Source organism: Pseudomonas sp. FG29 (assembly GCF_057809355.1).
On record NZ_JBMDJU010000002.1, the window covers coordinates 57,832 to 80,285 of the forward strand.

Annotated in this window: 14 protein-coding genes; 13 read left to right on the forward strand and 1 reads right to left on the reverse strand. The window is 63.8% G+C overall.

Annotated elements, in window-relative coordinates; genetic code table 11:
- The first annotated feature begins 4 nt into the window (after positions 1-4).
- The 6 genes from ACODS1_RS03730 to ACODS1_RS03755 all read left to right on the forward strand — a co-directional run bounded on the left by ACODS1_RS03730 (position 5) and on the right by ACODS1_RS03755 (position 13,461).
- Positions 5-3,676, forward strand: a complete 3,672-nt coding sequence (locus ACODS1_RS03730; protein WP_489084594.1) for a translocation/assembly module TamB domain-containing protein — start codon at positions 5-7, stop codon at positions 3,674-3,676.
- A gap of 137 nt (positions 3,677-3,813) precedes the next feature.
- Complete coding sequence (gene tpx / locus ACODS1_RS03735) at positions 3,814-4,314, forward strand: thiol peroxidase (protein ID WP_489084595.1); 501 nt, start codon at positions 3,814-3,816, stop codon at positions 4,312-4,314.
- A 160-nt stretch (positions 4,315-4,474) separates the two neighbouring features.
- Complete coding sequence (locus tag ACODS1_RS03740) at positions 4,475-5,725, forward strand: MdtA/MuxA family multidrug efflux RND transporter periplasmic adaptor subunit (protein ID WP_489084596.1); 1,251 nt, start codon at positions 4,475-4,477, stop codon at positions 5,723-5,725.
- Positions 5,722-8,814 (forward strand): MdtB/MuxB family multidrug efflux RND transporter permease subunit, encoded by a 3,093-nt coding sequence (locus ACODS1_RS03745; RefSeq protein WP_489084597.1) that lies wholly within the window; start codon positions 5,722-5,724, stop codon positions 8,812-8,814. The genes ACODS1_RS03740 and ACODS1_RS03745 overlap by 4 nt, the downstream gene beginning before the upstream one ends.
- Before the next feature lie 46 nt (positions 8,815-8,860).
- Positions 8,861-11,965 carry a multidrug efflux RND transporter permease subunit gene (locus ACODS1_RS03750; RefSeq protein WP_489084598.1) on the forward strand — a complete coding sequence of 1,035 codons (3,105 nt, stop codon included), beginning with the start codon at positions 8,861-8,863 and terminating at the stop codon, positions 11,963-11,965.
- Positions 11,962-13,461, forward strand: coding sequence for an efflux transporter outer membrane subunit (locus ACODS1_RS03755; RefSeq protein WP_489084599.1), 1,500 nt, complete (start codon positions 11,962-11,964; stop codon positions 13,459-13,461). The genes ACODS1_RS03750 and ACODS1_RS03755 overlap by 4 nt, the downstream gene beginning before the upstream one ends.
- A 38-nt stretch (positions 13,462-13,499) precedes the next feature.
- Here ACODS1_RS03755 and ACODS1_RS03760 read toward each other — a convergent pair whose 3' ends face one another.
- Positions 13,500-14,507: a TRAP transporter substrate-binding protein gene (locus ACODS1_RS03760; RefSeq protein ID WP_489084600.1), complete on the reverse strand. Its 1,008-nt coding sequence runs from the start codon at positions 14,505-14,507 to the stop codon at positions 13,500-13,502.
- 313 nt (positions 14,508-14,820) lie between these two features.
- Between ACODS1_RS03760 and tam the strand changes: the two genes are divergently transcribed.
- From tam to ACODS1_RS03795, 7 genes are all read left to right on the forward strand, one after another.
- On the forward strand, positions 14,821-15,582 hold the full coding sequence (gene tam / locus ACODS1_RS03765; protein ID WP_489084601.1) for a trans-aconitate 2-methyltransferase: 762 nt from the start codon (positions 14,821-14,823) through the stop codon (positions 15,580-15,582).
- 370 nt (positions 15,583-15,952) lie between these two features.
- Positions 15,953-16,984 (forward strand): GlxA family transcriptional regulator, encoded by a 1,032-nt coding sequence (locus ACODS1_RS03770; RefSeq protein ID WP_322977887.1) that lies wholly within the window; start codon positions 15,953-15,955, stop codon positions 16,982-16,984.
- Between the two features lie 344 nt (positions 16,985-17,328).
- Positions 17,329-18,453: a branched-chain amino acid ABC transporter substrate-binding protein gene (locus tag ACODS1_RS03775; RefSeq protein ID WP_489084602.1), complete on the forward strand. Its 1,125-nt coding sequence runs from the start codon at positions 17,329-17,331 to the stop codon at positions 18,451-18,453.
- 105 nt (positions 18,454-18,558) lie between these two features.
- Entirely contained in the window at positions 18,559-19,473 is a 915-nt protein-coding gene (locus ACODS1_RS03780; RefSeq protein WP_159971273.1) for an ABC transporter permease subunit, read from the forward strand.
- Between the two features lie 4 nt (positions 19,474-19,477).
- Positions 19,478-20,749 (forward strand): high-affinity branched-chain amino acid ABC transporter permease LivM, encoded by a 1,272-nt coding sequence (livM, locus tag ACODS1_RS03785; RefSeq protein WP_489084603.1) that lies wholly within the window; start codon positions 19,478-19,480, stop codon positions 20,747-20,749.
- The gene (locus ACODS1_RS03790) at positions 20,746-21,624 is read left to right on the forward strand and encodes an ABC transporter ATP-binding protein (RefSeq protein WP_489084604.1); all 879 of its coding nucleotides are present in this window, start codon (positions 20,746-20,748) and stop codon (positions 21,622-21,624) included. The genes livM and ACODS1_RS03790 overlap by 4 nt, the downstream gene beginning before the upstream one ends.
- Positions 21,621-22,337, forward strand: coding sequence for an ABC transporter ATP-binding protein (locus ACODS1_RS03795; RefSeq protein ID WP_489084605.1), 717 nt, complete (start codon positions 21,621-21,623; stop codon positions 22,335-22,337). The genes ACODS1_RS03790 and ACODS1_RS03795 overlap by 4 nt, the downstream gene beginning before the upstream one ends.
- The last annotated feature ends 117 nt before the right edge of the window (positions 22,338-22,454 follow it).

The following is a 22,454-nucleotide window of genomic DNA, read 5'->3' on the forward strand; positions in this document are numbered from 1 at the left end:
GGCGATGCTGAAGTGGTCGCTCGGCGGTTTGCTGGCGCTGCTGTTGGTGCTGGTTTTGGCAATTGGCATGTTGCTGGGTAGCGCTGCCGGTAGCCGCTGGCTACTGGCACAGGTGCCGGGATTGCAGGTGCAGGGCTTCGATGGACGCCTGGGCAGCGCCTGGCATGCCGACAGCCTGCTCTGGCAGCAGGGCGAGACGCGGGTGGCGTTGCAGCAAGTGGATATGGCCTGGTCGCCGTTGTGCCTGCTGCGCCTGACCTTGTGCCTTGACCGCCTGCACATGGAACAGGCGGCCGTGGATCTGCCCACATCCGAGTCGAACGAGAGCGGTGCATTGAAGTTGCCGGATATTGCCTTACCGCTGCGCGTGCAACTGGGTGACATCCGCCTCGGCGAGTTGCGCCTGGACGGGCAGGCGCAGCTCAACGCCTTGAGCCTGGTCGCGCAGTGGGACGAGAGCGGCGTGCACCTGCAGCGCCTGGCCGTGCAGCGCGATGAACTGAGCCTGGAACTGAGCGGCGAGTTGACCCCCAGCGCTGGCTGGCCGATGACCCTGAGCGGGCGCGCGCAGTTACCCGCCGTCGACGGCCAGCTCTGGAACCTGGCGCTGCAGGTCGCAGGCGAGCTGCAGCGCAGCCTGAAGCTGCAGGCCGACAGCAGCGGCTATCTCACGGCGCGCCTGGTCGGCCAGGTGCAGGCGTTGGCCGAGAACCTGCCGGCCGAATTGCAACTGAGCAGCGATGCCTTTAGCGCCAGCGCCGACTTGCCGCCCACGCTGCAATTGCAGCAACTAAAACTGCGTGCCCAGGGCGACCTGGCCTCCGGCTATCGGGTCGAGGGTTCGGCCAGCCTGCCGGCCGAGCAGACGCCGATGACGTTGCAGTTGCAGGGGCGAGTGGACGCACGCGGCGCGCAGATCGAGACGCTGCGCATCCAGGCCGATGAGCAGCAGCACCTGCAGGTGCAGGGCGCGCTTGATTGGCAGGAGGCGTTCGGTGTCGAGGCCAGGTTGGCCTGGCAGGACTTTCCCTGGCAGCGCCTGTACCCGCTGGACGAGCCCTTGCCGGTGAGTCTGCAACAGGCGCAGGCCGAGCTGAGCTACAGCGCGGGCAACTACCTGGGCAATTTTTCCGCGCAACTGCAGGGGCCGGCCGGTGCTTTCAGCCTGAGCGCGCCGTTCAGTGGTGATCTGCAGCAGGTGGCCTTGCCGCAACTGCAACTGGTGGCCGGCCAGGGGCGTGCCGAAGGCGTGCTCAAGCTGGGCTTCGCCAACGGCATCGACTGGCAGGCGATGTTGCAACTGAGTGCGCTCGACCCTGGTTACTGGCTGGCGCAGCTGCCGGGCAATCTGGCGGGCCCGCTCAACACATCGGGGCATTTCGAGGCCGGCAAGCTGCGCGCCCAGGCTGACATCGACATCAGCGGCCGCCTGCGTGGCCAGCCCGCACAATTGCAGATCAAGGGCGACGGTGCTGAGCAGCGGTGGCAACTGCAGCGCCTGTCGCTGCGCCTGGGTGATAACCGGATCAGCGGCCAGGGCACTGTGGATCAGCGCCTGCGTGGTCAGCTGGAACTTGCGCTGCCACGCCTGGGGCAACTCTGGCCGGGCCTGCAAGGCCAACTGCAGGGGCAACTGAGTCTGGCCGGTACGTTGCAGGCGCCACAGGGGCAGGCGCAGTTGACCGGCGAGCGCCTGGTCTTCGGTGATCCCAGCCTGCGCCGTCTGCAGGTGCAGGCCAGCCTGGATGCGCGCCAGCAGGCTCTGGTGGCGCTCAATCTGCGTGGCATCCGTATCGGCGATACCTATCTGGGGCGCCTGGAAGGCAGGGCAGAAGGCGATATACGCCGCCAATCGCTGCAGCTAGATTTGCAGGGGCCGTTGCTGAATCTGCAACTGGCTGCAGACGGCAATTTGAGCGAGCAGGGCGACTGGCGCGGGCGCATCGCCAGCGGGCAACTGCGCAGTGGCGGGCAGGATTGGCAACTGCAGCAGCCGGCCACCCTGGAACGGCTGGCCAGTGGGCGCCTGAGCCTGGGCGCGCATTGCTGGCGTTCCGGGGCTGCCAGCCTGTGCGGCGGGCAGCAGCGCCTGGCGCCGCAGCCGAGCCTGGACTGGACGCTGGAAAAATTCCCGCTGGCCAGCCTGCAGCCCTGGTTGCCGGACGATTTCGCCTGGCAGGGCCAGCTCGACGGTCAGCTCAAGGTGGAATTGCCGGACAACGGGCCGAACGGCCGCATTCGTCTGGATGCCGGCGCGGGCACATTGCGCATTCGCCAGGTGGAGCAGGACGAGTGGCTGGATTTCGCCTACGACAGCCTGAGTCTCGACACTCAACTGCGGCCGCAGCGTGTCGATACCGAGCTGAGCCTGCGCAGCGAGCGTCTCGGTGAGCTGGCGCTGACGGCCAGGATCGACCCGCGCCCAGCGAGCAAGCCGCTCACTGGCGAGTTCCGCCTGAGCGGCTTCGACCTGGCGGTGCTGCGCCCCTTCGTGCCCATAGCCGAGCGCCTGCAGGGTCGCCTGCTGGGCAGCGGCAGCCTGGGCGGGCATCTGCTGGCGCCGCAGATCAATGGCCAACTGCGCCTGGAAAATGGTGAGCTGTCCGGTAGCGAGTTGCCGGTCAGCCTGGAGGAACTGCAATTGCAGGCGCTGATCGCCGGCGAACGCATGCAGCTCGCTGGCACCTGGCGCAGCGGCGAGGCCGGACGCGGCAATCTGCGTGGTGAGCTGGACTGGCAGGACGGCCTGAGCGGCGATCTGACCGTGCACGGCCAGCGCTTGCCGCTGAATGTGGAGCCCTACGCGAAGCTGGAGGTGGAGCCGGATCTGCAGTTGCGCCTGCGTCAGCAGCATCTGGCCGTCAGTGGCAAGGTCGGCATCCCCCGTGGCGATATCAGCGTGCGCGAGCTACCCGCCTCGACGGTCAAGGTTTCCGGCGATGCCCAGGTGGTTGGCGAGGCGCCGAGCGCCGAAGAGCAGGCCATGGGCATCGCCATGGACGTGACGGTCGAGGTCGGCCAGGACAAGCTGGCGTTCAGCGGATTCGGCCTCAGCGCCGACCTGCGCGGGCGCGTGCATATTGGTGATGATCTGGATACGCGTGGCGAACTGGATCTGGTCAACGGTCGCTACCGGGCTTATGGCCAGCGCCTGACCATCCGCCGGGCGCGCCTGCTGTTCGCCGGCCCGATCGATCAGCCATTCCTCGATGTCGAGGCCATTCGCCGGGTCGACAACGTGGTCGCAGGCCTACGTTTGTCCGGTAATGCCGAACAGCCCAGCACCACGATTTTCTCCGAGCCGGCGATGAGCCAGGAGCAGGCGCTGTCCTACCTGGTACTGGGCCGGCCGATGGGGCAGAGCAGTGGCGACAACAACATGCTTGGCCAGGCGGCGCTGGCGCTGGGGCTGGCCGGCAGTTCCTCGCTGACCACCAGCCTCGCTGGCAGCCTGGGCATCAAGGACTTCCAGCTCGACACCGAGGGCAGCGGCATCACCACCAGCGTAGTCGCCAGTGGTGCGATCACCGATCGCCTCAGCCTGCGCTATGGTGTGGGCGTGTTCGAGCCGGCCAATACCATCGCGCTGCGCTACGAGCTGACCCGCAAGCTGTACCTGGAGGCTGCCAGCGGTCTGGCCAGCTCGCTGGATCTGTTCTACAAGCGCGATTTCTAAATCCCTACTCGGCCTCCGGTGTATCGGCTGCGCTTCTGCGCTAGGCTGATGGGCTGGTCGGGTCGTGACCTGCCATCTGTTGCGGGTGCAACAGTGCGAATCGGCCCTTCAACATCCTCACTAAAAGGAAACTCCTCATGGCGCAAGTCACTCTCAAAGGCAACCCGGTTCAAGTGGACGGCCAACTGCCGCAAGTCGGTCAGCAAGCTCCGGCGTTCAGCCTGGTCGGCGGCGATCTGAGCGATGTCACCCTGGCCAGCCTGGCAGGCAAGCGCAAGGTGCTGAACATCTTCCCGAGCGTCGACACCCCGACCTGCGCGACCTCGGTGCGCAAGTTCAACGGCGAAGCCAGCCAACTGGCCAACACCGTGGTGCTGTGCATTTCCGCCGACCTGCCGTTCGCCCAGGCACGCTTCTGCGGCGCCGAAGGCCTGGAGAACGTGGTCAACCTGTCCACCCTGCGCGGGGCCGACTTCCTCAAGAACTACGGCGTGGCCATCGCCAGCGGCCCGCTGACCGGCCTGGCCGCACGTGCCGTGGTGGTGCTGGACGAGCAGGACAAGGTGCTGCACACCGAGCTGGTCGCTGAAATCGCCAACGAGCCGGACTACGCTGCTGCCCTGGCTGCGCTCAAGTAAGCGCGGTCTCGTTTCGCAAACGGCCTGCCATGCAGGCCGTTTTCGTTTCCGCTCAAATAGTTGGTTACGTAAGTCCTGCGTAAAAAGCGGGTAAATGGGCTTTGCTTGATGGGGGCCTGTGCTTATCGTTGCGACTCCCGATTGCGTCGACCTTGTGAACATGCCTGATATCAGCTCCTCTTCGCCCTCCCGCAAACCCTCTCGCCAGTGGCTGATCGGCCTCGTCCTGCTCGCCGTGCTGGGCGTGCTGCTCTGGTGGTTCTGGCCGAGCGCGCCAAAGTCGCAACACATGGGGCGTGGCCCCTTTGGTGACATGGGCCCAGTGCCCGTGCGCCTGGCCACGGTGGAGCAGGGCGACTTCGCCATCACGCTCAAGGCGTTGGGCACGGTGACGGCCTACAACACGGTCAACGTGCGCTCGCGGGTCGATGGCGAACTGGTCAAGGTGTTGTTCGAGGAAGGGCAGAAGGTCAAGGCCGGCGATCTGCTCGCGGTGATCGATCCGCGCTCCTATCAGGTGGCCTTGCAGCAGGCCCAGGGCGCCCTGCAGGAAAACCAGGCGCAGTTGCAAAACGCCGAACTGGATCTGGCGCGCTACAAGGGCCTGTACGCTCAGGACAGCATCGCCAAGCAGACCCTCGACACCCAGCAGGCTCTGGTCAACCAGTACCGTGGCAGCCTGAAGAGCAACCAGGCGGATGTGGCCACGGCCAAGCTGAACCTCGATTTCACCCAGATCCGTGCGCCCATCTCCGGGCGCCTCGGCCTGCGTCAGCTGGACATCGGCAACCTGGTACGCAGTGGCGATACCACGCCGCTGGTGGTGATTACCCAGACCGAGCCGATCTCGGTGATCTTCACCTTGCCCGAGGGCGATCTGCCTGCCGTGCTGCAGCGCCGCCGCGACGGCATCAGCCTGGCCGTCGAGGCCTGGGATCGCGGTGAAATACTCAAACTGGCCACGGGCACGCTGGAAAGCCTGGACAACCAGATCGACACCGCTACCGGTACCGTGAAACTCAAGGCGCGCTTCGACAACGCCGAGCAAATGCTCTTCCCTAACCAGTTCGTCAACGTACGTCTGCGCGTGGACAATCGCCCGGGTGCGACCATCGTGCCGTCGGCGGCCGTGCAGTTCGGCAACCAGGGCACCTTCGTCTATGTGGTGGACGCCGAGAGCAAGGTCAGCATTCGTCCGGTGGTCATCGCCGCCAGCGATGCCGAGCGTAGCCTGGTCAGCAGCGGCGTCGAGCCGGGCGAGCGGGTGGTACTGGAAGGCACCGACCGTCTGCGTGACGGTGGCAAGGTCGAAGTGATCGAGCGCAGCAACCTGCCGGCCGGCGACACCAGCCAGGTCGAGCAGGGCGCCAAGCACAGTGCTCAAGGCCGCGCCGCACGGAAAGAAGCATGAATATTTCCCGCCCGTTCATTCTGCGGCCGGTCGCGACCACGCTGCTGATGGTGGCGATCTTTCTCGGCGGCCTCATCGCCTACCGCCTGCTGCCGGTATCGGCGCTGCCGGAGGTGGACTACCCGACCATCCGCGTGTTGACCCTATACCCCGGTGCCAGCCCGGATGTGATGACCAGCGCCGTGACCGCGCCGCTGGAACGCCAGTTCGGCCAGATGGCCGGGCTCAAGCAGATGTCCTCGACCAGCTCCGGTGGCGCCTCGGTCATTACCCTGCGTTTCAATCTGGACGTCTCCCTGGCGGTGGCCGAGCAGGAAGTGCAGGCGGCGATCAATGCCGCGAGCAATCTGCTGCCCAATGATCTGCCGGCGCCGCCGGTGTACAACAAGGTCAACCCGGCCGATACGCCGGTGCTGACCCTGGCGGTGACCTCCAAGGCGCTGCCGTTGCCGCAGGTCAACGATCTGGTCGATACCCGCCTGGCACAGAAACTCGCGCAGACCAGCGGCGTCGGCCTGGTCACCCTGGCCGGCGGCCAGCGCCCGGCGGTGCGCATCCGCGTCAATGTCGAGGCGCTGGCCGCTTATGGCCTGAGCCTGGCCGACGTGCGCAGCCTGATCACCAGCAGCAACGTCAACCAGCCCAAGGGCAACTTCGATGGCCCGACCCGCGTCTCGCAGCTCGATGCCAATGACCAGCTCAAGTCAGTGGACGAATACCGCGACTTGATCCTCACCTACAAGGACGGCGCCGCGCTGCGCCTGCAGGATGTCGCGCAGATCGACGACGGCGCCGAGAACGAGCGTCTGGCGGCCTGGGCCGACCGCAACCAGGCCGTGCTGATCAACGTGCAGCGCCAGCCGGGGGCCAACGTCATCGAGGTGGTCGACCGCATCCAGGCGCTGCTGCCGCAACTGACCAGCACCTTGCCGGCCAGCATCGAGGTGCAAGTGCTGACCGATCGCACCCAGACCATCCGCGCTGCCGTGCGCGACGTGCAGCACGAGTTGCTGCTGGCCATCGCCCTGGTGGTGATGGTGACCTTCCTGTTCCTGCGCAAACTGTCGGCCACGCTGATTCCGTCGATCGTGGTGCCGCTGTCGCTGATCGGCACCTTTGCCGTCATGTACATGGCCGGCTTCACCATCAACAACCTGACGCTGATGGCGCTGACCATCGCCACCGGCTTCGTGGTGGACGATGCCATCGTCATGCTGGAGAACATCGCCCGCCATCTGGAGGAGGGCGAGACGCCGCTCAATGCCGCGCTCAAGGGCGCCCGGCAGATTGGTTTCACCCTGGTCTCGCTGACCCTGTCGCTGATTGCCGTGCTGATTCCGCTGTTGTTCATGGCCGATGTGGTGGGCCGACTGTTCCGCGAGTTCGCCATCACCCTGGCGGTGGCCATCCTGATTTCCCTGGTGGTGTCGCTGACTCTGACACCGATGATGTGCGCGCGCCTGCTCAAGGTCGAACGGGCGGGCGAGGAGGGGCGTTTCCACCAGGCGGCCGGGCGCTTCATCGACGGCATGATCGAGCGCTACGGCGTTGGCCTGCAGTGGGTGCTCAGGCATCAACCGCTGACGCTGCTGGTGGCCGTGGCCACCATGGGGCTGACCGTGGTGCTGTACCTGGCCGTGCCCAAGGGCTTTTTCCCGGTGCAGGACACCGGGGTGATCCAGGGCATTTCCGAGGCGCCGCAGTCGATATCCTTCAGCGCCATGAGCGAGCGCCAGCAGCGTCTGACCGAGGTGATCCTGCGTGATCCAGCGGTGGCCAGCCTGTCTTCCTACATCGGCGTCGATGGTGACAACCCGACGCTCAACAGCGGACGCCTGCTGATCAACCTCAAGCCTCACGCCGAGCGTGACGTCACCGCCAGTGAAGTGATCGAGCGTCTGAGGCCCGAGCTGGCCAAGGTGCCGGGCATCGAGCTGTTCATGCAGCCGGTGCAGGATCTGACCATCGAGGATCGCATCAGCCGCACCCAGTTCCAGTTCAGCCTGGAGTCACCCGATGGGCAGTTGCTGGAAACCTGGACGCCACGCCTGGTCGAGGCGCTGCGCCAGCAGCCACAGCTTACCGACGTGGCCAGCGACCTGCAGAATCGTGGCCTGCAGGTGTATCTGGACATCGACCGTGATGCCGCCGCGCGTCTGGGCATCAACGTCGGCGATATCGATGACGCGCTCTATGACGCCTTCGGCCAACGGCAGATCAGCACCATTTACACCCAGTCCAGCCAGTACCGCGTGGTGCTGGAGAGCCGCGACGGTGGGCGCATCGGCACGGCAGCGCTGCGCCAGATCCATGTCGCCACCAGCGATGGCCAGCAGGTGCCGCTGTCCTCGTTGGCGCGCATTGACGAGCGTCCGGCCAGCCTGCTGATCAACCATATCGGCCAGTTCCCGGCGGTGACGCTGTCGTTCAACCTGGCGCCCGGTGTGTCGCTGGGCGAGGCGGTGGCGGTGATCGAGCAGGTGCAGCAGGACATCGGCCTGCCCGGCGCCATCGACAGTGAGTTCCAGGGCGCCGCCGAGGCCTTCCGGGCCTCGCTGTCGTCCACGCTGCTGCTGATCCTGGCGGCCATCGTCACCATGTACATCGTGCTCGGCGTGCTCTACGAGAGTTATATCCACCCGGTCACCATCCTCTCCACGCTGCCGTCGGCTGGGGTCGGCGCCTTGCTGGCGCTGCTGCTGACCGGCAATGATCTGGGTCTGATCGCCATCATCGGCATCATCCTGCTGATTGGCATCGTCAAGAAGAACGCGATCATGATGATCGACTTCGCCCTGGAGGCTGAGCGCAATCAGGGTATGACGCCCGAGGCGGCGATCTACCAGGCGGCGCTGCTGCGTTTCCGGCCGATCCTGATGACCACGTTGGCGGCATTGTTCGGTGCGGTGCCGCTGATGCTGGCCTCTGGCTCCGGTGCCGAGCTGCGTCAGCCGCTGGGCCTGGTGATGGTCGGTGGTCTGCTGGTCAGCCAGGTGCTGACGCTGTTCACCACGCCGGTGATCTACCTGTACTTCGATCGTCTGTCGCGCCGTTTCAGCGGTCGCAGCGCCGCCGGAGTCGCGGTATGACCCCCCGTCGTAGGAGCGGCTGGCGAAGCCATGGGGGCGAGCGCGCATGAACCTGTCCGCGCCCTTCATCCGCCGCCCGGTGGCAACGCTGCTGCTGAGCCTGGCGATCATGCTGCTCGGCGGGGTCAGCTTCGGCCTGCTGTCGGTGGCGCCGTTGCCGCAGATGGACTTTCCCACCATCACCGTGCAGGCCAGCTTGCCCGGTGCCAGTCCGCAGATCATGGCGGCCACCGTCGCCACGCCGCTGGAGCGTTCGCTCGGTGCCATTTCCGGCGTCAGCCAGATGAACAGCCGCAGCAGCCAGGGCAGCACGCGGATCATGATCCAGTTCGATCTGGACAAGGACATCAATACCGCTGCGCGTGAGGTGCAGGCGGCGATCAATGCGGCGCGCGATCTGCTGCCCAGCGGCATGCGCACCATGCCCAGCTACCGCAAGATCAACCCGTCGCAGGCGCCGATCATGGTGCTGTCGCTGACCAGCACGACGCTGAACAAAGGGCAGCTGTACGACGTGGCTTCGACCATCCTGGCGCAGAAGCTGGCCCAGGTCGGTGGCGTTGGCGAAGTGCAGGTCGGTGGCAGCTCCTTGCCGGCGGTGCGTGTGGCGCTGGAGCCACGCCTGCTCGACCACTACGGCATTGCCCTGGACGATGTGCGCCAGGCCATCGCGCAGAGCAACGGACTGCGCCCCAAGGGCGCGGTCGAGGATGATCAGCGGCGCTGGCAGGTACAGGCCAGTGACCAACTGGAGAAAGCGGCCGATTACGTGCCGATGATCATCCGCTACCAGGACGGCGCTGCCGTACGCCTGGGCGACGTGGCCACCGTCACCGATGGTGTGGAGGATCGCTACAACAGCGGTTTCTACAACGACAAGGAGTCCGTGCTGCTGGTGATCAACCGCCAGAGCGGGGCGAACATCCTGCAGACCATCGACGACATCCGCGCCCAACTGCCGGCCTTGCGCGAGGTGATCCCGGCCAGTGTCGAGCTGGAGGTGGCGATGGATCGCTCGCCAGTGATCCGCGCCACCCTGCACGAGGCCGAGCAGACGCTGCTGATTGCCGTGGCGCTGGTGATCCTGGTGGTGCTGGCATTTCTCGGGCGCTGGCGTGCGGCGCTGATTCCGGCGCTGGCCGTGCCGGTTTCGCTGATTGGCAGCTTCGCCGCCATGTACCTGATGGGTTTTTCCCTCAACAACCTGTCGCTGATGGCACTGATCATCGCCACCGGCCTGGTGGTGGACGATGCCATCGTGGTGCTGGAGAACATCACCCGCCACATTCATGCCGGCGAAACACCGATGGCCGCTGCCTTCAAGGGCGCTCGCGAAGTGGGCTTCACCCTGCTGTCGATGAACCTGTCGCTGGTCGCGGTGTTCGTTTCCATCCTGTTCATGGGTGGCATCGTCGAGCGTCTGTTCCGCGAATTCTCGCTGACCCTGGCGGTGTCGATCGTCATTTCGTTGTTGGTATCGCTGACCCTGACGCCCATGCTCTGCGCGCGCTGGCTGCGCGCCGAGGACGAGGCCAGCAGCAACGCCTGGCAGCGTTGGGGCGAGCGCGTGCAGGCGCGCGTGCTGGGCTTCTACGGCCGCACCCTGGACTGGGCGCTACGCCATGCGTTGCTGATGCTGCTGAGCCTGCTGGCGACCATCGCGCTGAACGTTTACCTGTTCGTCAGCGTGCCCAAGACCTTCATGCCGCAGCAGGACACCGGCCAGTTGATCGGTTTCATTCGTGGCGATGACGGTCTGTCGTTCCAAGTCATGCAGCCGAAGATGGAGGCCTTTCGCAAGGCCGTGCTGGCGGATCCGGCGGTGCACAGCGTGGCCGGGTTCATCGGCGGCTCCGGGGGCATCAACAATGCCTTCATGATCGTGCGCCTCAAGCCCATCGCCGAGCGCAAGCTGTCGGCGCAGGCAGTGATCAATCGTCTGCGCAAGGAAGTGCCCAAGGTACCGGGCGGGCGCATGTTCCTCATGCCGGATCAGGATCTGCAGTTCGGCGGGCGCGAAGGGCGCAGCTCGGAGAACGAGTACATGCTGCTCTCCGATGACCTCGATGCCCTGCGCCAGTGGTTGCCACGGGTACGTGAGGCCTTGCGCGCGCTGCCCGAACTGACCGACATCGATGCCAAGGAGAACGAGGGCGCCCAGCAGATTCGCCTGGTGGTAGACCGTGAAACCGCCAAGCGGCTCGGCGTGGACATGAGCATGGTCACTGCGGTGCTCAACAACGCCTTCAGCCAGCGCCAGGTGTCGACCATCTACGAGGCGCTCAACCAGTACAGCGTGGTCATGGAGATCAATCCGCAGTACGCGCAGTACCCTGAAGCACTGAACCAGATCCAGGTGGTCACCGCCGACGGTGCGCGCGTGCCCTTGTCGACCTTTGCGCACTGGGAGCGCAGCCTGGAAGAGGATCGCGTGCAGCACCAGGGCCAGTTCGCGGCTGAAACCATCGGTTTCTCCCTGGCCGAGGGCGTCAGCCTGGAGCAGGCCAGCCAGGCCATCGAGCGTGCGGTGGCGAGGCTCAGCCTGCCCACCAGCGTGCAGGGCTCGATGGGCGGCACGGGCGCCGCCTTCCAGCAGACCCAGGGCAACCAGCCACTGATGATCCTGCTGGCGCTGGTGGTGGTCTATATCGTCCTCGGCGTGCTCTACGAGAGCTACGTGCATCCGCTGACGATTCTGTCCACCTTGCCGTCGGCCGGTGTCGGCGCCTTGCTGGCGCTGGAGCTGGTGGGCATGGAGTTCAGCCTGATCTCGTTGCTGGGGCTGTTCCTGTTGATCGGTATCGTCAAGAAGAACGCCATCCTGATGGTCGACCTGGCGCTGCAACTGGAGCGTGGCGAGCGCCTGACCCCGCAGGAGTCGATTCGCCAGGCCTGTCTGCTGCGCTTCAGACCGATTCTGATGACCACCCTGGCGGCGATTCTCGGCGCTCTGCCCTTGATGCTGGGCACCGCCGAGGGCGCGGAAATGCGCCAGCCGCTGGGCGTGACTATCGTCGGTGGCCTGGTGCTGAGCCAACTGCTGACCCTTTACACCACCCCGGTGATCTACCTCTATTTCGACCGCTTGCGGCATCGCGTCAATCGTTGGCGTGGCGTGCGCAGTGATGCTTCGCTGGAAAATCCGCTATGAAACCCGCCGCATCCGCAGGAGCGAGCTCTGCTCGCGCAGCTTTTACCCTCACCCCGTTCGCGCGCAGAGCGCGCTCCTACGGTTTGTTCGTGCTGCTCGGCGTGCTGGCCGGCTGCGCCATTGGCCCTGACTACCAGCGCCCGGAGCTGGCAGTGCCGGCGCAGTTCAAGCAGGTCGAGGGCTGGACGCCGGCCAGTCCCGCCGACGCCCTGGCGCGTGGCGCCTGGTGGGAGTTGTACGGCGATGCCGAGCTCAATGCGCTGGTCGAGCGCCTGCAACTGTCCAACCAGAATCTGGCGGCATCCGAAGCTCAATACCGGCAGGCGCGGGCGCTGGTACGGGGGGCGCGGGCCAGTTTCGCACCGACGCTGTCCGGCAGTGCCGGCGTGACGCGCAGCGGCCAGGGCGGCGGCAGTGCGTCCGGTTCCAATGTGAATGGTTCGGGCGTTTCCAAAAGCTATGACCTGAGCCTGAGCGCGGCCTGGGAACTGGATCTGTGGGGCAAACTGCGGCGCAACCTGGAGGCGAGCCAGGCCAGCTACGAGGCCAGCGCTGCCGATCTGGCCGCGCTGCGCCTCAGTCTGCAGAGTGAACTGGTGCAGAACTACCTGCAGTTGCGCGTGCTCGACGAGCAGAAGCGCCTGCTCGACGCTACCGTCGCTGCCTACTCGCGCTCGCTGCGTCTGACCGAAAACCAGTACAACGCCGGCATCGTGCCGCGCTCCGACGTCACACAGGCGCTGACCCAGCTCAGAAGCACCGAGGCGCAGGCCATCGATCTGAACTGGCAGCGCGCTCAGCTCGAACATGCCATCGCCGTATTGGTCGGAGTGAGCCCGGCCGAGCTGAGCATCGCCGCGCGCGACAGTCTGCCGACGTTGCCGGCCGTTCCCGTGGCGTTGCCCTCGCAGTTGCTCGAACGTCGGCCCGATGTCGCCGCCGCTGAACGCCGGGTCATGGCTGCCAATGCGCAGATCGGCGTGGCGGAGGCGGCCTGGTTCCCGGATCTGAGCATCAGCGCCAGCGGTGGCTATCGCGGTAGCAGCTTCGCCGACTGGATCGACGTGCCCAACCGTTTCTGGTCACTCGGCCCGCAACTGGCCCTGACCCTGTTCGACGGTGGCGCGCGTAGCGCCGAGCTGCAGCGCACCCAGGCAGCTTATGACCAGACCGTGGCGCAATATCGCCAGGCGGTGCTGGACAGCTTCCGTGAAGTGGAGGATTACCTGGTGCAACTGCGCGTGCTGGAGCAGGAAAGTGGCGTGCAGCAGCAGGCGCTGGACGCCGCCCGCGAATCCTTGCGTCTGATCGAGAACCAGTACCAGGCCGGTACCGTCGACTACAACAGTGTGGTCAACGTGCAGGCCACGGCACTGAGCAACGAGCGCTCCAATCTGACTCTGCTGGGCAATAGGTTGCTGGCCAGCGTGCAATTGATCGCCGCGCTGGGCGGTGGTTGGCAGGTCGGGGAGTTACAGGAGCAGGCCGCGCAGTAACGGTCGGCATGGCGGGCATTCGCCATGCCGACCGGCCGTCATTCGCGGTGCTTGCGATTGACCGTTTGCGCCGCCTTGATCACGTCCTTGCCGATCTGATCCTCGAATTGCGCCCACACCGGGCGCTTGGCGTCGCGCCAGGCCTGGCGCTGTTCCGGCGTCAGGCTGATGACCTGGCTACGACCGGAATCAATGATGCGCTGGCGGTCGGCCTGGTTGTCGGCTTCGGCCTGCTTGTTCACCGCGTAGGTCACTTCGTCGATGATCGCTTCCAGTTCGGTACGAACCTGGTGCGGGATGCTGTACCAGAAGCGCGAGTTGCTCACCAACATGTAGTCCAGCACGCCATGGTTGGTTTCGCTGATGAAGGGCTGCACTTCATGCAGTTTCTTGCTGTAGATGTTCGACCAGGGGTTTTCCGCCCCTTGCACCTTGCCACTCTTCAATGCATCGAAGACTTCGGAAAAGGGCAGTTTCTGACTATTTGCGCCAATCACGCTGAATTGTGATTCCAGAACCGCCGAGGGCTGGATGCGGAAATTAAGGCCTTTGGCGTCCGTGGGCACATGCAACGCTCGGGTGGCGGAAAGCTGCTTCATGCCGTTGTGCCAATAGGCCAGGCCGGCGATGTCGTGAGCTTCCATCGAGCGCAGCAACTGTCGGCCCTTGGCGCGTTTCTGGAAGCGGTTGACGGCCTCCAGGTCATCGAACAGGAACGGCAGGTCGAACACCTGGAGCTGCTTGGTGTATTGATCGAACTTGGCCAGCGAGGGTGCCAGCAATTGCACTTCGTTGTTGCGCAGGGCATCCAGCTCGTTGGCATCGCCATACAGCGTGGAGTTAGGGTAGACCTCGACCTTGACCTTGCCTTCGAGGCGTTCTTCGACCAGCTTCTTGAACATCAGCGCACCCTGGCCTTTGGGCGTGCTGTCGGCTACCACGTGAGAGAACTTGATCAGGATAGGTTCTTCGGCCAGCGCCACCTGGCAACTGAGGGCGGCCAGCGCCAGGGCGCCGGTGGCCAGGGCTCGGATGGTGTTGAACATACTGCTTCCTTTTCTTCTTGTCGGTCGTGCGAGCACTCATGGAGGGTGCTCGGTGTTGGTCGCTGGGGCCCATCGCGATGAGTATGGCAGGGGATTGTCGGGCCGCAGGTGTGCCCTTCATTCGCAAGGGTTGTGCCATTGTGGCGAATTTCCGCCAGCCTGTTTGCTGATGTAAGAGGGCTGTGATCGACTTCACGTGGCGCGGCGGCTTTCCGCCACTCGACGATTGATCGAGAGCGGAAAACTGCCGGTGATCTGTGGCCAGGCGTAGCCTGTTATCCTGCGGCGTCGAATATGTTTTAGGTGCCTGAAGATGACCTGGTCTGCCCAGCAGTATTCCCTGTTCGAACGTCAACGTACGCGCCCGGTACATGACCTGCTGGCGGCGGTGCCGCGCGAGGGTATCGAGCTGGCCGTCGACCTGGGGTGTGGCCCCGGTAACTCCACGGCCGTGTTGCAGGCGCATGCACCCGAGGCGCAGGTGATCGGCATCGACAGCAGCGACGATATGCTGCGTGCGGCGCGTACGCGTCTGCCGCAGGTGGCATTCCAGTTGGCGGATATCCAGCACTGGCAGGCCGAGCGCGCGCCACAACTGATCCTGGCCAACGCCTCGTTGCAATGGCTGCCTGATCACGCCGGGCTATACCCGCGATTGCTCGCGCAGTTGGCGCCCGGCGGCTGGCTGGCGATCCAGACGCCAGACAACCTGCAGGAGCCGGCACACCGTCTGGCCAGGGAGGTGGCGACTGACGGGCCATGGGCTGCGCGTATTGCGCATGTGCAGCATGCAGAGCGGCACGACGCGCGGACCTACTACGACATCCTCGGCGCCCACGCCAGCGAGCTGGATATCTGGCGCACCACCTATTTCCATGTGCTGGACGATGCAGCAGCGGTGGTGGAATGGTTCAAGTCCACGGCGCTTTTGCCGTTCCTGCAGCCGCTGGACGCCGAGCAGCAGGCGGCTTTTCTCGAACGTTATGAGGCAGCGATTGCCGAGGCGTATCCGGCGCAGGCTGATGGCAAGGTGCTGCTGCCGTTCCCGCGGTTGTTTATGGTCGCGCGGCGTTAGGCACAGCCCGTGCGCGTCATAATGCCGTGCGGCAGGCCTTAAGTGGTCACGAGCAGCGAATGCACCTCGAGATCGGGCGCGGCATGCAGAACCCTGACGACGGGTATTCGGTTGACTGTATAAAAAGGCGATTCTGCCGGGATCTGTCGCTTTCTAGACGTCAGAGGCCGCTGCGGCGACGAGGTAGTTGCTCGCGGAGCCGGAGAGTATCGGAATGGCACTCTGGAGGTGGTACTCCCTGCTGTAGAGGTCATGGCAGCTTTCAGGAAAGCCCGGTTTGGTGTTATCGAAAAGGCTGCTTTCAGCAGGCTCGCGTGACGACACCATCGTTCTGCATGGGCCATAACGTTCGAGAGGAAATTGTCTGGCTGTGAAAACATCGTTCGAGAGTGTCCTCAAAGACAGGAACCGTATTTACCTAGAGCCAAAGCAAGGTCAGGCGCAGCCTGCCGCTGTCTTCTCCGTGGCCTTCGTGTTGCTGGAAAACTTCTCGATGATGGCCTTCACCGGCGCGGTGGATGCTTTGGTCACGACCAACCTGATGAGTACCACGCCTCTCTACAAGGTGCTCGTGGTCGGCAATCAGGACGTGGTGATCAGCGACCTGGGCATTGCCATCTCCGTCGACTGCCGGCTTGCCGACCTGAATGAACGAGCGCAGCACATGATCGTGGTGTGCGGGGGGTTCCGCACTCATTTGCAGGCCATCCCCCTGCTGCGCAGCAAGTTGCGTCAGGCCGAGGCGAGCGGCGTCACGCTCGGTGGATTGTGGAACGGTGCTTACTTTATCGCCGAGGCGGGACTGTTGGATGGCTACGAGTGTGCGTTCCACCCGGAAGGGCGGGTGATGGTCACCGAGCTGTTCCCCAAGGTGAAGGTGAGCAGCCGTTCCTACGTGGTCGATCGCAAGCGAGTCAGCTGTGCCGGGGCCAACAGTTCGCTGCATATGATGCTGGAGATCGTGCGACAGACCGCTGACGCCGAGCTGGTCGGCTCAGTCGAGGAGGTGCTGAGCTGCGACAGGATGGGGCAGACCTACGATGTTTCCGTGGCTTCGATCGATCTTGACCCCACCTTGCCCAACTCGCTCAAGACCGCGCTGGAGTTGATGCACAACAACATAGAAGACCCTATCGGCATCGGCGAGATCGCTCGTTACTCCGGTATTTCCCGCCGTCACCTCGAGCGCTTGTTCTGTTTCCACATGAAAGCGACTCCGCCCCGCTATTACCTGGAGCTGCGCCTTTCCAGAGCCAGGCAGTTGCTGCAGTACACCAACAAGCCATTGCTCGAGGTCGCGGTCGCGTGCGGCTTCGTGACACCTTCGCATTTCCAGCGCCGCTTTCGCGAAATGTTTGGCGTCGCGCCTGGTCGATTCCGCAAGAAAAATAGCGCTTCGTGATCCCTTAGGCCTGTATCGCCCGAGCTTCGTACATCGCCTGCTGCTGCCAGCGTGCTTAACCTGAGCGCTGCACTGGGTGTTGCCGGCTGCTGGTGCGGATGAGTGGATTTTTCGCACTAACCTGGGGCTGGCGTGCGTCATGGCCCAGTGCCGTTACCGAAAGTAAGCGCTGTCCTCGCTAGACAATCCCGCCAAGGCAGGTGGCACTGATAGGCCTGGAAACCCGTAGATCGGTGGTCTTTCGCGCATTCAGCCCGTGGATTCGCTTCTTTTCAGTTGGTTTTTTTTACTGGCATAAGCCTTGCTCCGTCACTGCTGCCAAAACCAACACTCAGGAGCACCACATGTCGCAGAAGATTTACAGAAAAGGTTTTCTGGCCTTGGCGGTTAGCGCCGCACTGGGCTCTTCTTCCCTGGCTCTGGCCGATGTCGTGATCGGTGTCGCCGGCCCGCATACCGGTGCCAATGCCTCGTATGGCGAGCAGTACTGGCGCGGGGCGACTCAGGCCGCCGAGGACATCAATGCCGCCGGTGGCGTCAATGGCGAGAAGATCACCCTGGTCAAGGCCGATGACGCCTGTGAGCCGAAGCAGGCCGTAGCCGTGGCCAACCGCCTGGTGGATTCGGACAAGGCGGTGGGTGTGGTCGGCCACTTCTGCTCGTCCTCGACCATGCCGGCGTCGGAGGTGTACGACGAGGCCGGTATCATCGCCATCACCCCCGGCTCGACCAACCCGCAGATTACCGAGCGTGGCCTGACCGGCATGTTCCGCATGTGCGGGCGTGATGATCAGCAGGGCATCGTCGCGGGCGATTACCTGGTCGACAAGCTCAAGGCCAAGAAGGTCGCGGTGATCCACGACAAGGACACCTACGGCCAGGGGCTGGCCGATGCGACCAAGGCGCAACTGGCCAAGCGTGGTATCGAACCCGTGCTGTACGAAGGTCTGACCCGTGGCGAGAAGGACTTCAACGCGCTGGTGACCAAGATTCGCGCGGCCGGTGCCGACGTTGTTTACTTCGGCGGCTGCCACCCGGAAGCCGGCCCACTGGTACGGCAGATGCGTGAGCAGGGCGTCAACGCCACCTTCGTTTCCGGCGACTGCGTGGTGACCGACGAACTGGTGACCACCGCCGGTGGCCCGCAATACACCAAGGGCGTGCTGATGACCTTCGGCGCCGATCCGCGGCAGATCCCGGAAGGCAAGGCCGTAATCGAGAAGTTCCGCGCCAGCGGCTTCGAGCCGGAAGGCTACACCCTGTATTCCTACGCATCGGTACAGACCCTGGCGGCGGCCTTCAATGCGGTGGGCAGCACCGACGGGGCCAAGGCCAGCGAATGGCTGAAGGGCCATAGCGTGGATACCGTGATGGGCAAGAAAGCCTTCACCGAGAAGGGCGACCTGCAAGTCTCCGACTACGTGATGTACGAGTGGGACGACCAGGGCAAGTACCACCAACTGCCCTGATTCCGACTGCGCACGGCGGCCGCTCGGGTCGTCGTGCGCGCGCGCTTTGGCATCGCCGCGTACGTCGCGTCGAGGCCTGTCTTTTCTGCCTGTGAGAGTTTCTTCATGGACGGCATCTTTCTGCAGCAATTGATCAATGGCGTGACGCTGGGCTCGGTCTACGGCCTGATCGCCATTGGCTACACCATGGTTTACGGCATCATCGGCATGATCAACTTCGCCCACGGCGACGTGTACATGATCAGCGCCTACCTGGCCGCCATCGGCCTGGCCGTGCTGGCCTTCTTTGGCGTCGATTCATTCCCCTTTCTGATTCTCGGCACGCTGGTGTTCAGCATCGTGATCACCGGCGTCTATGGCTGGACCATCGAGCGTATCGCCTACAAGCCGCTGCGCAATTCGACGCGGCTGGCGCCGCTGATCAGCGCCATCGGCATGTCGCTGATCCTGCAGAACTTCGTCCAGCTCAGCCAGGGCGCGCGGCAGCAGGGCGTGCCGACCTTGCTCGACGGAGTGATCAAGTTCCACATCGGCGAAGGCTATGTGCAACTGACCTACACCAAGCTGTTCATCATCGTCGCCTCGCTGATCGGCATGGCGATCCTGCATTACGTGATCCAGCACACCAAGCTCGGCCGCATGTGCCGCGCGACTCAGCAGGATCGCAAGATGGCCTCGATCCTCGGCATCAACACCGACCGGGTGATTTCCTACGTGTTCGTCATCGGTGCGTCGATGGCGGCGCTGGCCGGGGTGCTGATCACCATGAATTACGGCACCTTCGATTTCTATGCCGGCTTCATCATCGGCATCAAGGCCTTCACCGCGGCCGTGCTCGGCGGCATCGGTTCACTGCCTGGAGCGATGCTCGGCGGGCTGATTCTCGGGGTGTCCGAGGCGCAGTTCGCGGGCATGGTCAACTCCGACTACAAGGACGTGTTCAGCTTCTCGCTGCTGGTTCTGGTGCTGATCTTTCGCCCGCAGGGGCTGCTCGGCAAACCGCAAGTGACCAAGGTGTAACAGCATGACAGAGACATTCGACTTCAAGGCGGTGCTGCGTGATACCGCGCTGGCCGGTCTGCTCGCGCTGCTGGTGTTCGGCCCCATCGTCGGCATCGTACTCGACGGCTATGACTTCAATCTGCAGCCGCAGCGCGTGGCGCTGCTGGTGGCCATCGTCATGACCGGGCGTTTTCTGCTCAGCGCCTTCGGCCAGACGGCCAGGGGGCGCAAGTGGTTCGCCGTGTTTCGCCGTAACGACGGCGGCGTGCATGTCTTGCCTGCCGATCACAAATCCAGCCTGCGCTTCATCCTGCCGCTGATCATCTTGGTGGCGATCGCCTTCCCGTTCCTGGCCAGCAAATACTGGCTGACGGTGGTGATTCTCTGCCTGATCTATGTGCTGCTGGGCCTGGGCCTGAACATCGTGGTCGGCCTGGCTGGGCTGCTCGATCTGGGCTATGTCGGCTTCTACGCCATCGGAGCCTATGGCCTGGCGCTGGGGTATCAGTACCTGGATCTGGGCTTCTGGAGCATGTTGCCGATTGCGGCGGTGATGGCGGCGGTTGCCGGGGCGATCCTGGGTTTTCCGGTGCTGCGCATGCATGGCGACTACCTGGCCATCGTCACCCTCGGGTTTGGCGAGATCATCCGCCTGGTGCTGAACAACTGGATGGAGTTCACCAACGGCCCCAACGGCGTTTCCGCTCCGGGGATCACCTTCTTCGGCATCGAATTCGGTCGCCGCGCCAAGGACGGTGGTACGCCGCTGCACGAGTTGCTGGGCATCAGTTACAACCCCAGCATGTCGATGATCGTGGTCTACGGCGTACTGTTTCTGGTGGTGCTGGCTGTGCTCTATATCAAGCATCGACTGACGCGCATGCCGATTGGCCGGGCCTGGGAGGCGCTGCGCGAAGATGAAATCGCCTGCCGTGCGATGGGCCTGAACCATGTGATGGTGAAACTCTCGGCGTTCATGATCGGCGCCTCCACTGCCGGCATTGCCGGGGTGTTCTTCGCCACTTACCAAGGCTTCATCAACCCGGCGTCGTTCAACTTTCTCGAGTCGATTCTAGTGCTGGCCATCGTCGTGCTCGGCGGGCTTGGGTCTACCCTCGGCGTGGTCATTTCGGCCTTCACCATGACGCTGCTGTTCGAGCTGCTGCGCGAGTTCGGTGACGTTCGCATGCTGGTGTTCGGTGTGCTGATGGTGCTGATGATGATTTGGCGCCCACGCGGCCTCGTGCGCGTTAGCCGAACCGGCTATGCGATTCGCAAGGGGGTGGCGCCATGAAACAGAGCGAACAGATCCTTGCGGTCGACAGCCTGAAGATGCATTTCGGTGGCATCAAGGCGCTCAACGATGTGAATTTCAGCATCCAGCGCCACTCGATTTCGGCGCTGATCGGCCCCAATGGTGCCGGCAAGACCACGGTGTTCAACTGCCTGACCGGCTTCTACTCGGCCAGTGGTGGCAGCATCAAGCTCAATGCGCAGGCCACCACGACCAACGTCATCCAGGTGCTCGGTGAGCCGTTTCAGCCCCATGATTTCGTGCAGCCCGGTAGCTTCGTCAGGCGCCTCTGGTACAAGTTGTTTGGCGGTACCCATCTGGTCAACCGCGCCGGATTGGCGCGCACTTTCCAGAACATTCGCCTGTTCAAGGAAATGTCGGTGGTGGAGAACCTGCTGGTGGCTCAGCACATGTCCTCCAACCGCAATCTGCTGGCGGGCATTCTCAACACCCCTGGCTTTCGCCGCCGCGAATCGAATCTGCTCGATCATGCCTTCTACTGGCTGGAGGTGGTCGATCTGGTCGATTGCGCCAATCGCCTGGCCGGTGAATTGTCCTATGGCCAGCAGCGCCGTCTGGAAATCGCCCGTGCGATGTGCACGCAGCCCGAACTGATCTGCCTGGACGAACCCGCCGCTGGCCTCAATCCGGCCGAGACTCAGGCGCTGAGCCGGATCATTCGTCGCCTGCGTGATGAGCACCAGATTACCGTGCTGTTGATCGAGCACGACATGGGCATGGTGATGGACATTTCCGACCATATCGTCGTGCTCGAATACGGCAACGTGATCGCTCAGGGCACGCCAGAGCAGATCAAGAACGACCCCAAAGTGATCGCCGCCTACCTCGGCGCGGATGAAGAGGATGTGGCATGAGTTCGCCGTTACTGGAGTTCAAGAATATCGATGTGCACTACGGGCCGATTCAGGCACTGAAGTCGGTAAGCCTGCACATCGATCAAGGCGAGACGGTGAGCCTGATTGGCGCCAATGGTGCCGGTAAATCCACGTTGCTGATGTCGATTTTCGGTCAGCCGCGCGCCAGCGGCGGGCAGATTCTCTACCAGGGCACCGATATCACCGATAAGTCGGCGCACTATGTCGCCTCCAATGGCATCGCCCAGTCACCCGAGGGGCGTCGGGTATTCCCGGACATGAGCGTGGAGGAGAACCTGCTGATGGGCACCATTCCCATCGGCATGGCCCATGCTGACGAGGATATCCAGCGGATGTTCGAGCTGTTTCCGCGCTTGAAGGAGCGGCGCAACCAGCGTGCGATGACCATGTCTGGCGGCGAGCAGCAGATGCTCGCCATCGCCCGCGCGCTGATGAGTCGGCCCAAACTGCTGTTGCTCGATGAGCCCTCACTGGGGCTGGCGCCCATCGTGGTCAAGCAGATCTTCGCCACCCTGCGCGAGCTGGCGCAGACCGGCATGACCATCTTTCTGGTGGAGCAGAACGCCAACCATGCGCTGAAACTGTCGGATCGCGCCTATGTGATGGTTACCGGAGAAATCCGCTTGACCGGCACCGGTGCTGAGCTGCTGGGCAACGAAGAGGTGCGCAACGCTTACCTGGGCGGGCATTGATCAGAAGCCTGGGGATCGCTGACGCATATGACTGTCGCGGCTAAAGCTCCTCCCACAAGTCGCCTCGAAGACCTGTGGGAGGGGCTTTAGCCGCGACCCTTAAAAGAAAGCCCCCGC

Coding starts and splice junctions, on each gene's coding strand:
- tam (WP_489084601.1), top strand. CDS start 14,821: ATGACCTGGTCTGCCCAGCAGTATTCCCTGTTCGAACGTCAACGTACG.
- ACODS1_RS03790 (WP_489084604.1), top strand. CDS start 20,746: ATGAAACAGAGCGAACAGATCCTTGCGGTCGACAGCCTGAAGATGCAT.
- ACODS1_RS03750 (WP_489084598.1), top strand. CDS start 8,861: ATGAACCTGTCCGCGCCCTTCATCCGCCGCCCGGTGGCAACGCTGCTG.
- ACODS1_RS03795 (WP_489084605.1), top strand. CDS start 21,621: ATGAGTTCGCCGTTACTGGAGTTCAAGAATATCGATGTGCACTACGGG.
- ACODS1_RS03745 (WP_489084597.1), top strand. CDS start 5,722: ATGAATATTTCCCGCCCGTTCATTCTGCGGCCGGTCGCGACCACGCTG.
- tpx (WP_489084595.1), top strand. CDS start 3,814: ATGGCGCAAGTCACTCTCAAAGGCAACCCGGTTCAAGTGGACGGCCAA.
- ACODS1_RS03775 (WP_489084602.1), top strand. CDS start 17,329: ATGTCGCAGAAGATTTACAGAAAAGGTTTTCTGGCCTTGGCGGTTAGC.
- ACODS1_RS03740 (WP_489084596.1), top strand. CDS start 4,475: ATGCCTGATATCAGCTCCTCTTCGCCCTCCCGCAAACCCTCTCGCCAG.
- ACODS1_RS03755 (WP_489084599.1), top strand. CDS start 11,962: ATGAAACCCGCCGCATCCGCAGGAGCGAGCTCTGCTCGCGCAGCTTTT.
- ACODS1_RS03760 (WP_489084600.1), bottom strand. CDS start 14,507: ATGTTCAACACCATCCGAGCCCTGGCCACCGGCGCCCTGGCGCTGGCC.
- ACODS1_RS03780 (WP_159971273.1), top strand. CDS start 18,559: ATGGACGGCATCTTTCTGCAGCAATTGATCAATGGCGTGACGCTGGGC.
- livM (WP_489084603.1), top strand. CDS start 19,478: ATGACAGAGACATTCGACTTCAAGGCGGTGCTGCGTGATACCGCGCTG.
- ACODS1_RS03730 (WP_489084594.1), top strand. CDS start 5: ATGCTGAAGTGGTCGCTCGGCGGTTTGCTGGCGCTGCTGTTGGTGCTG.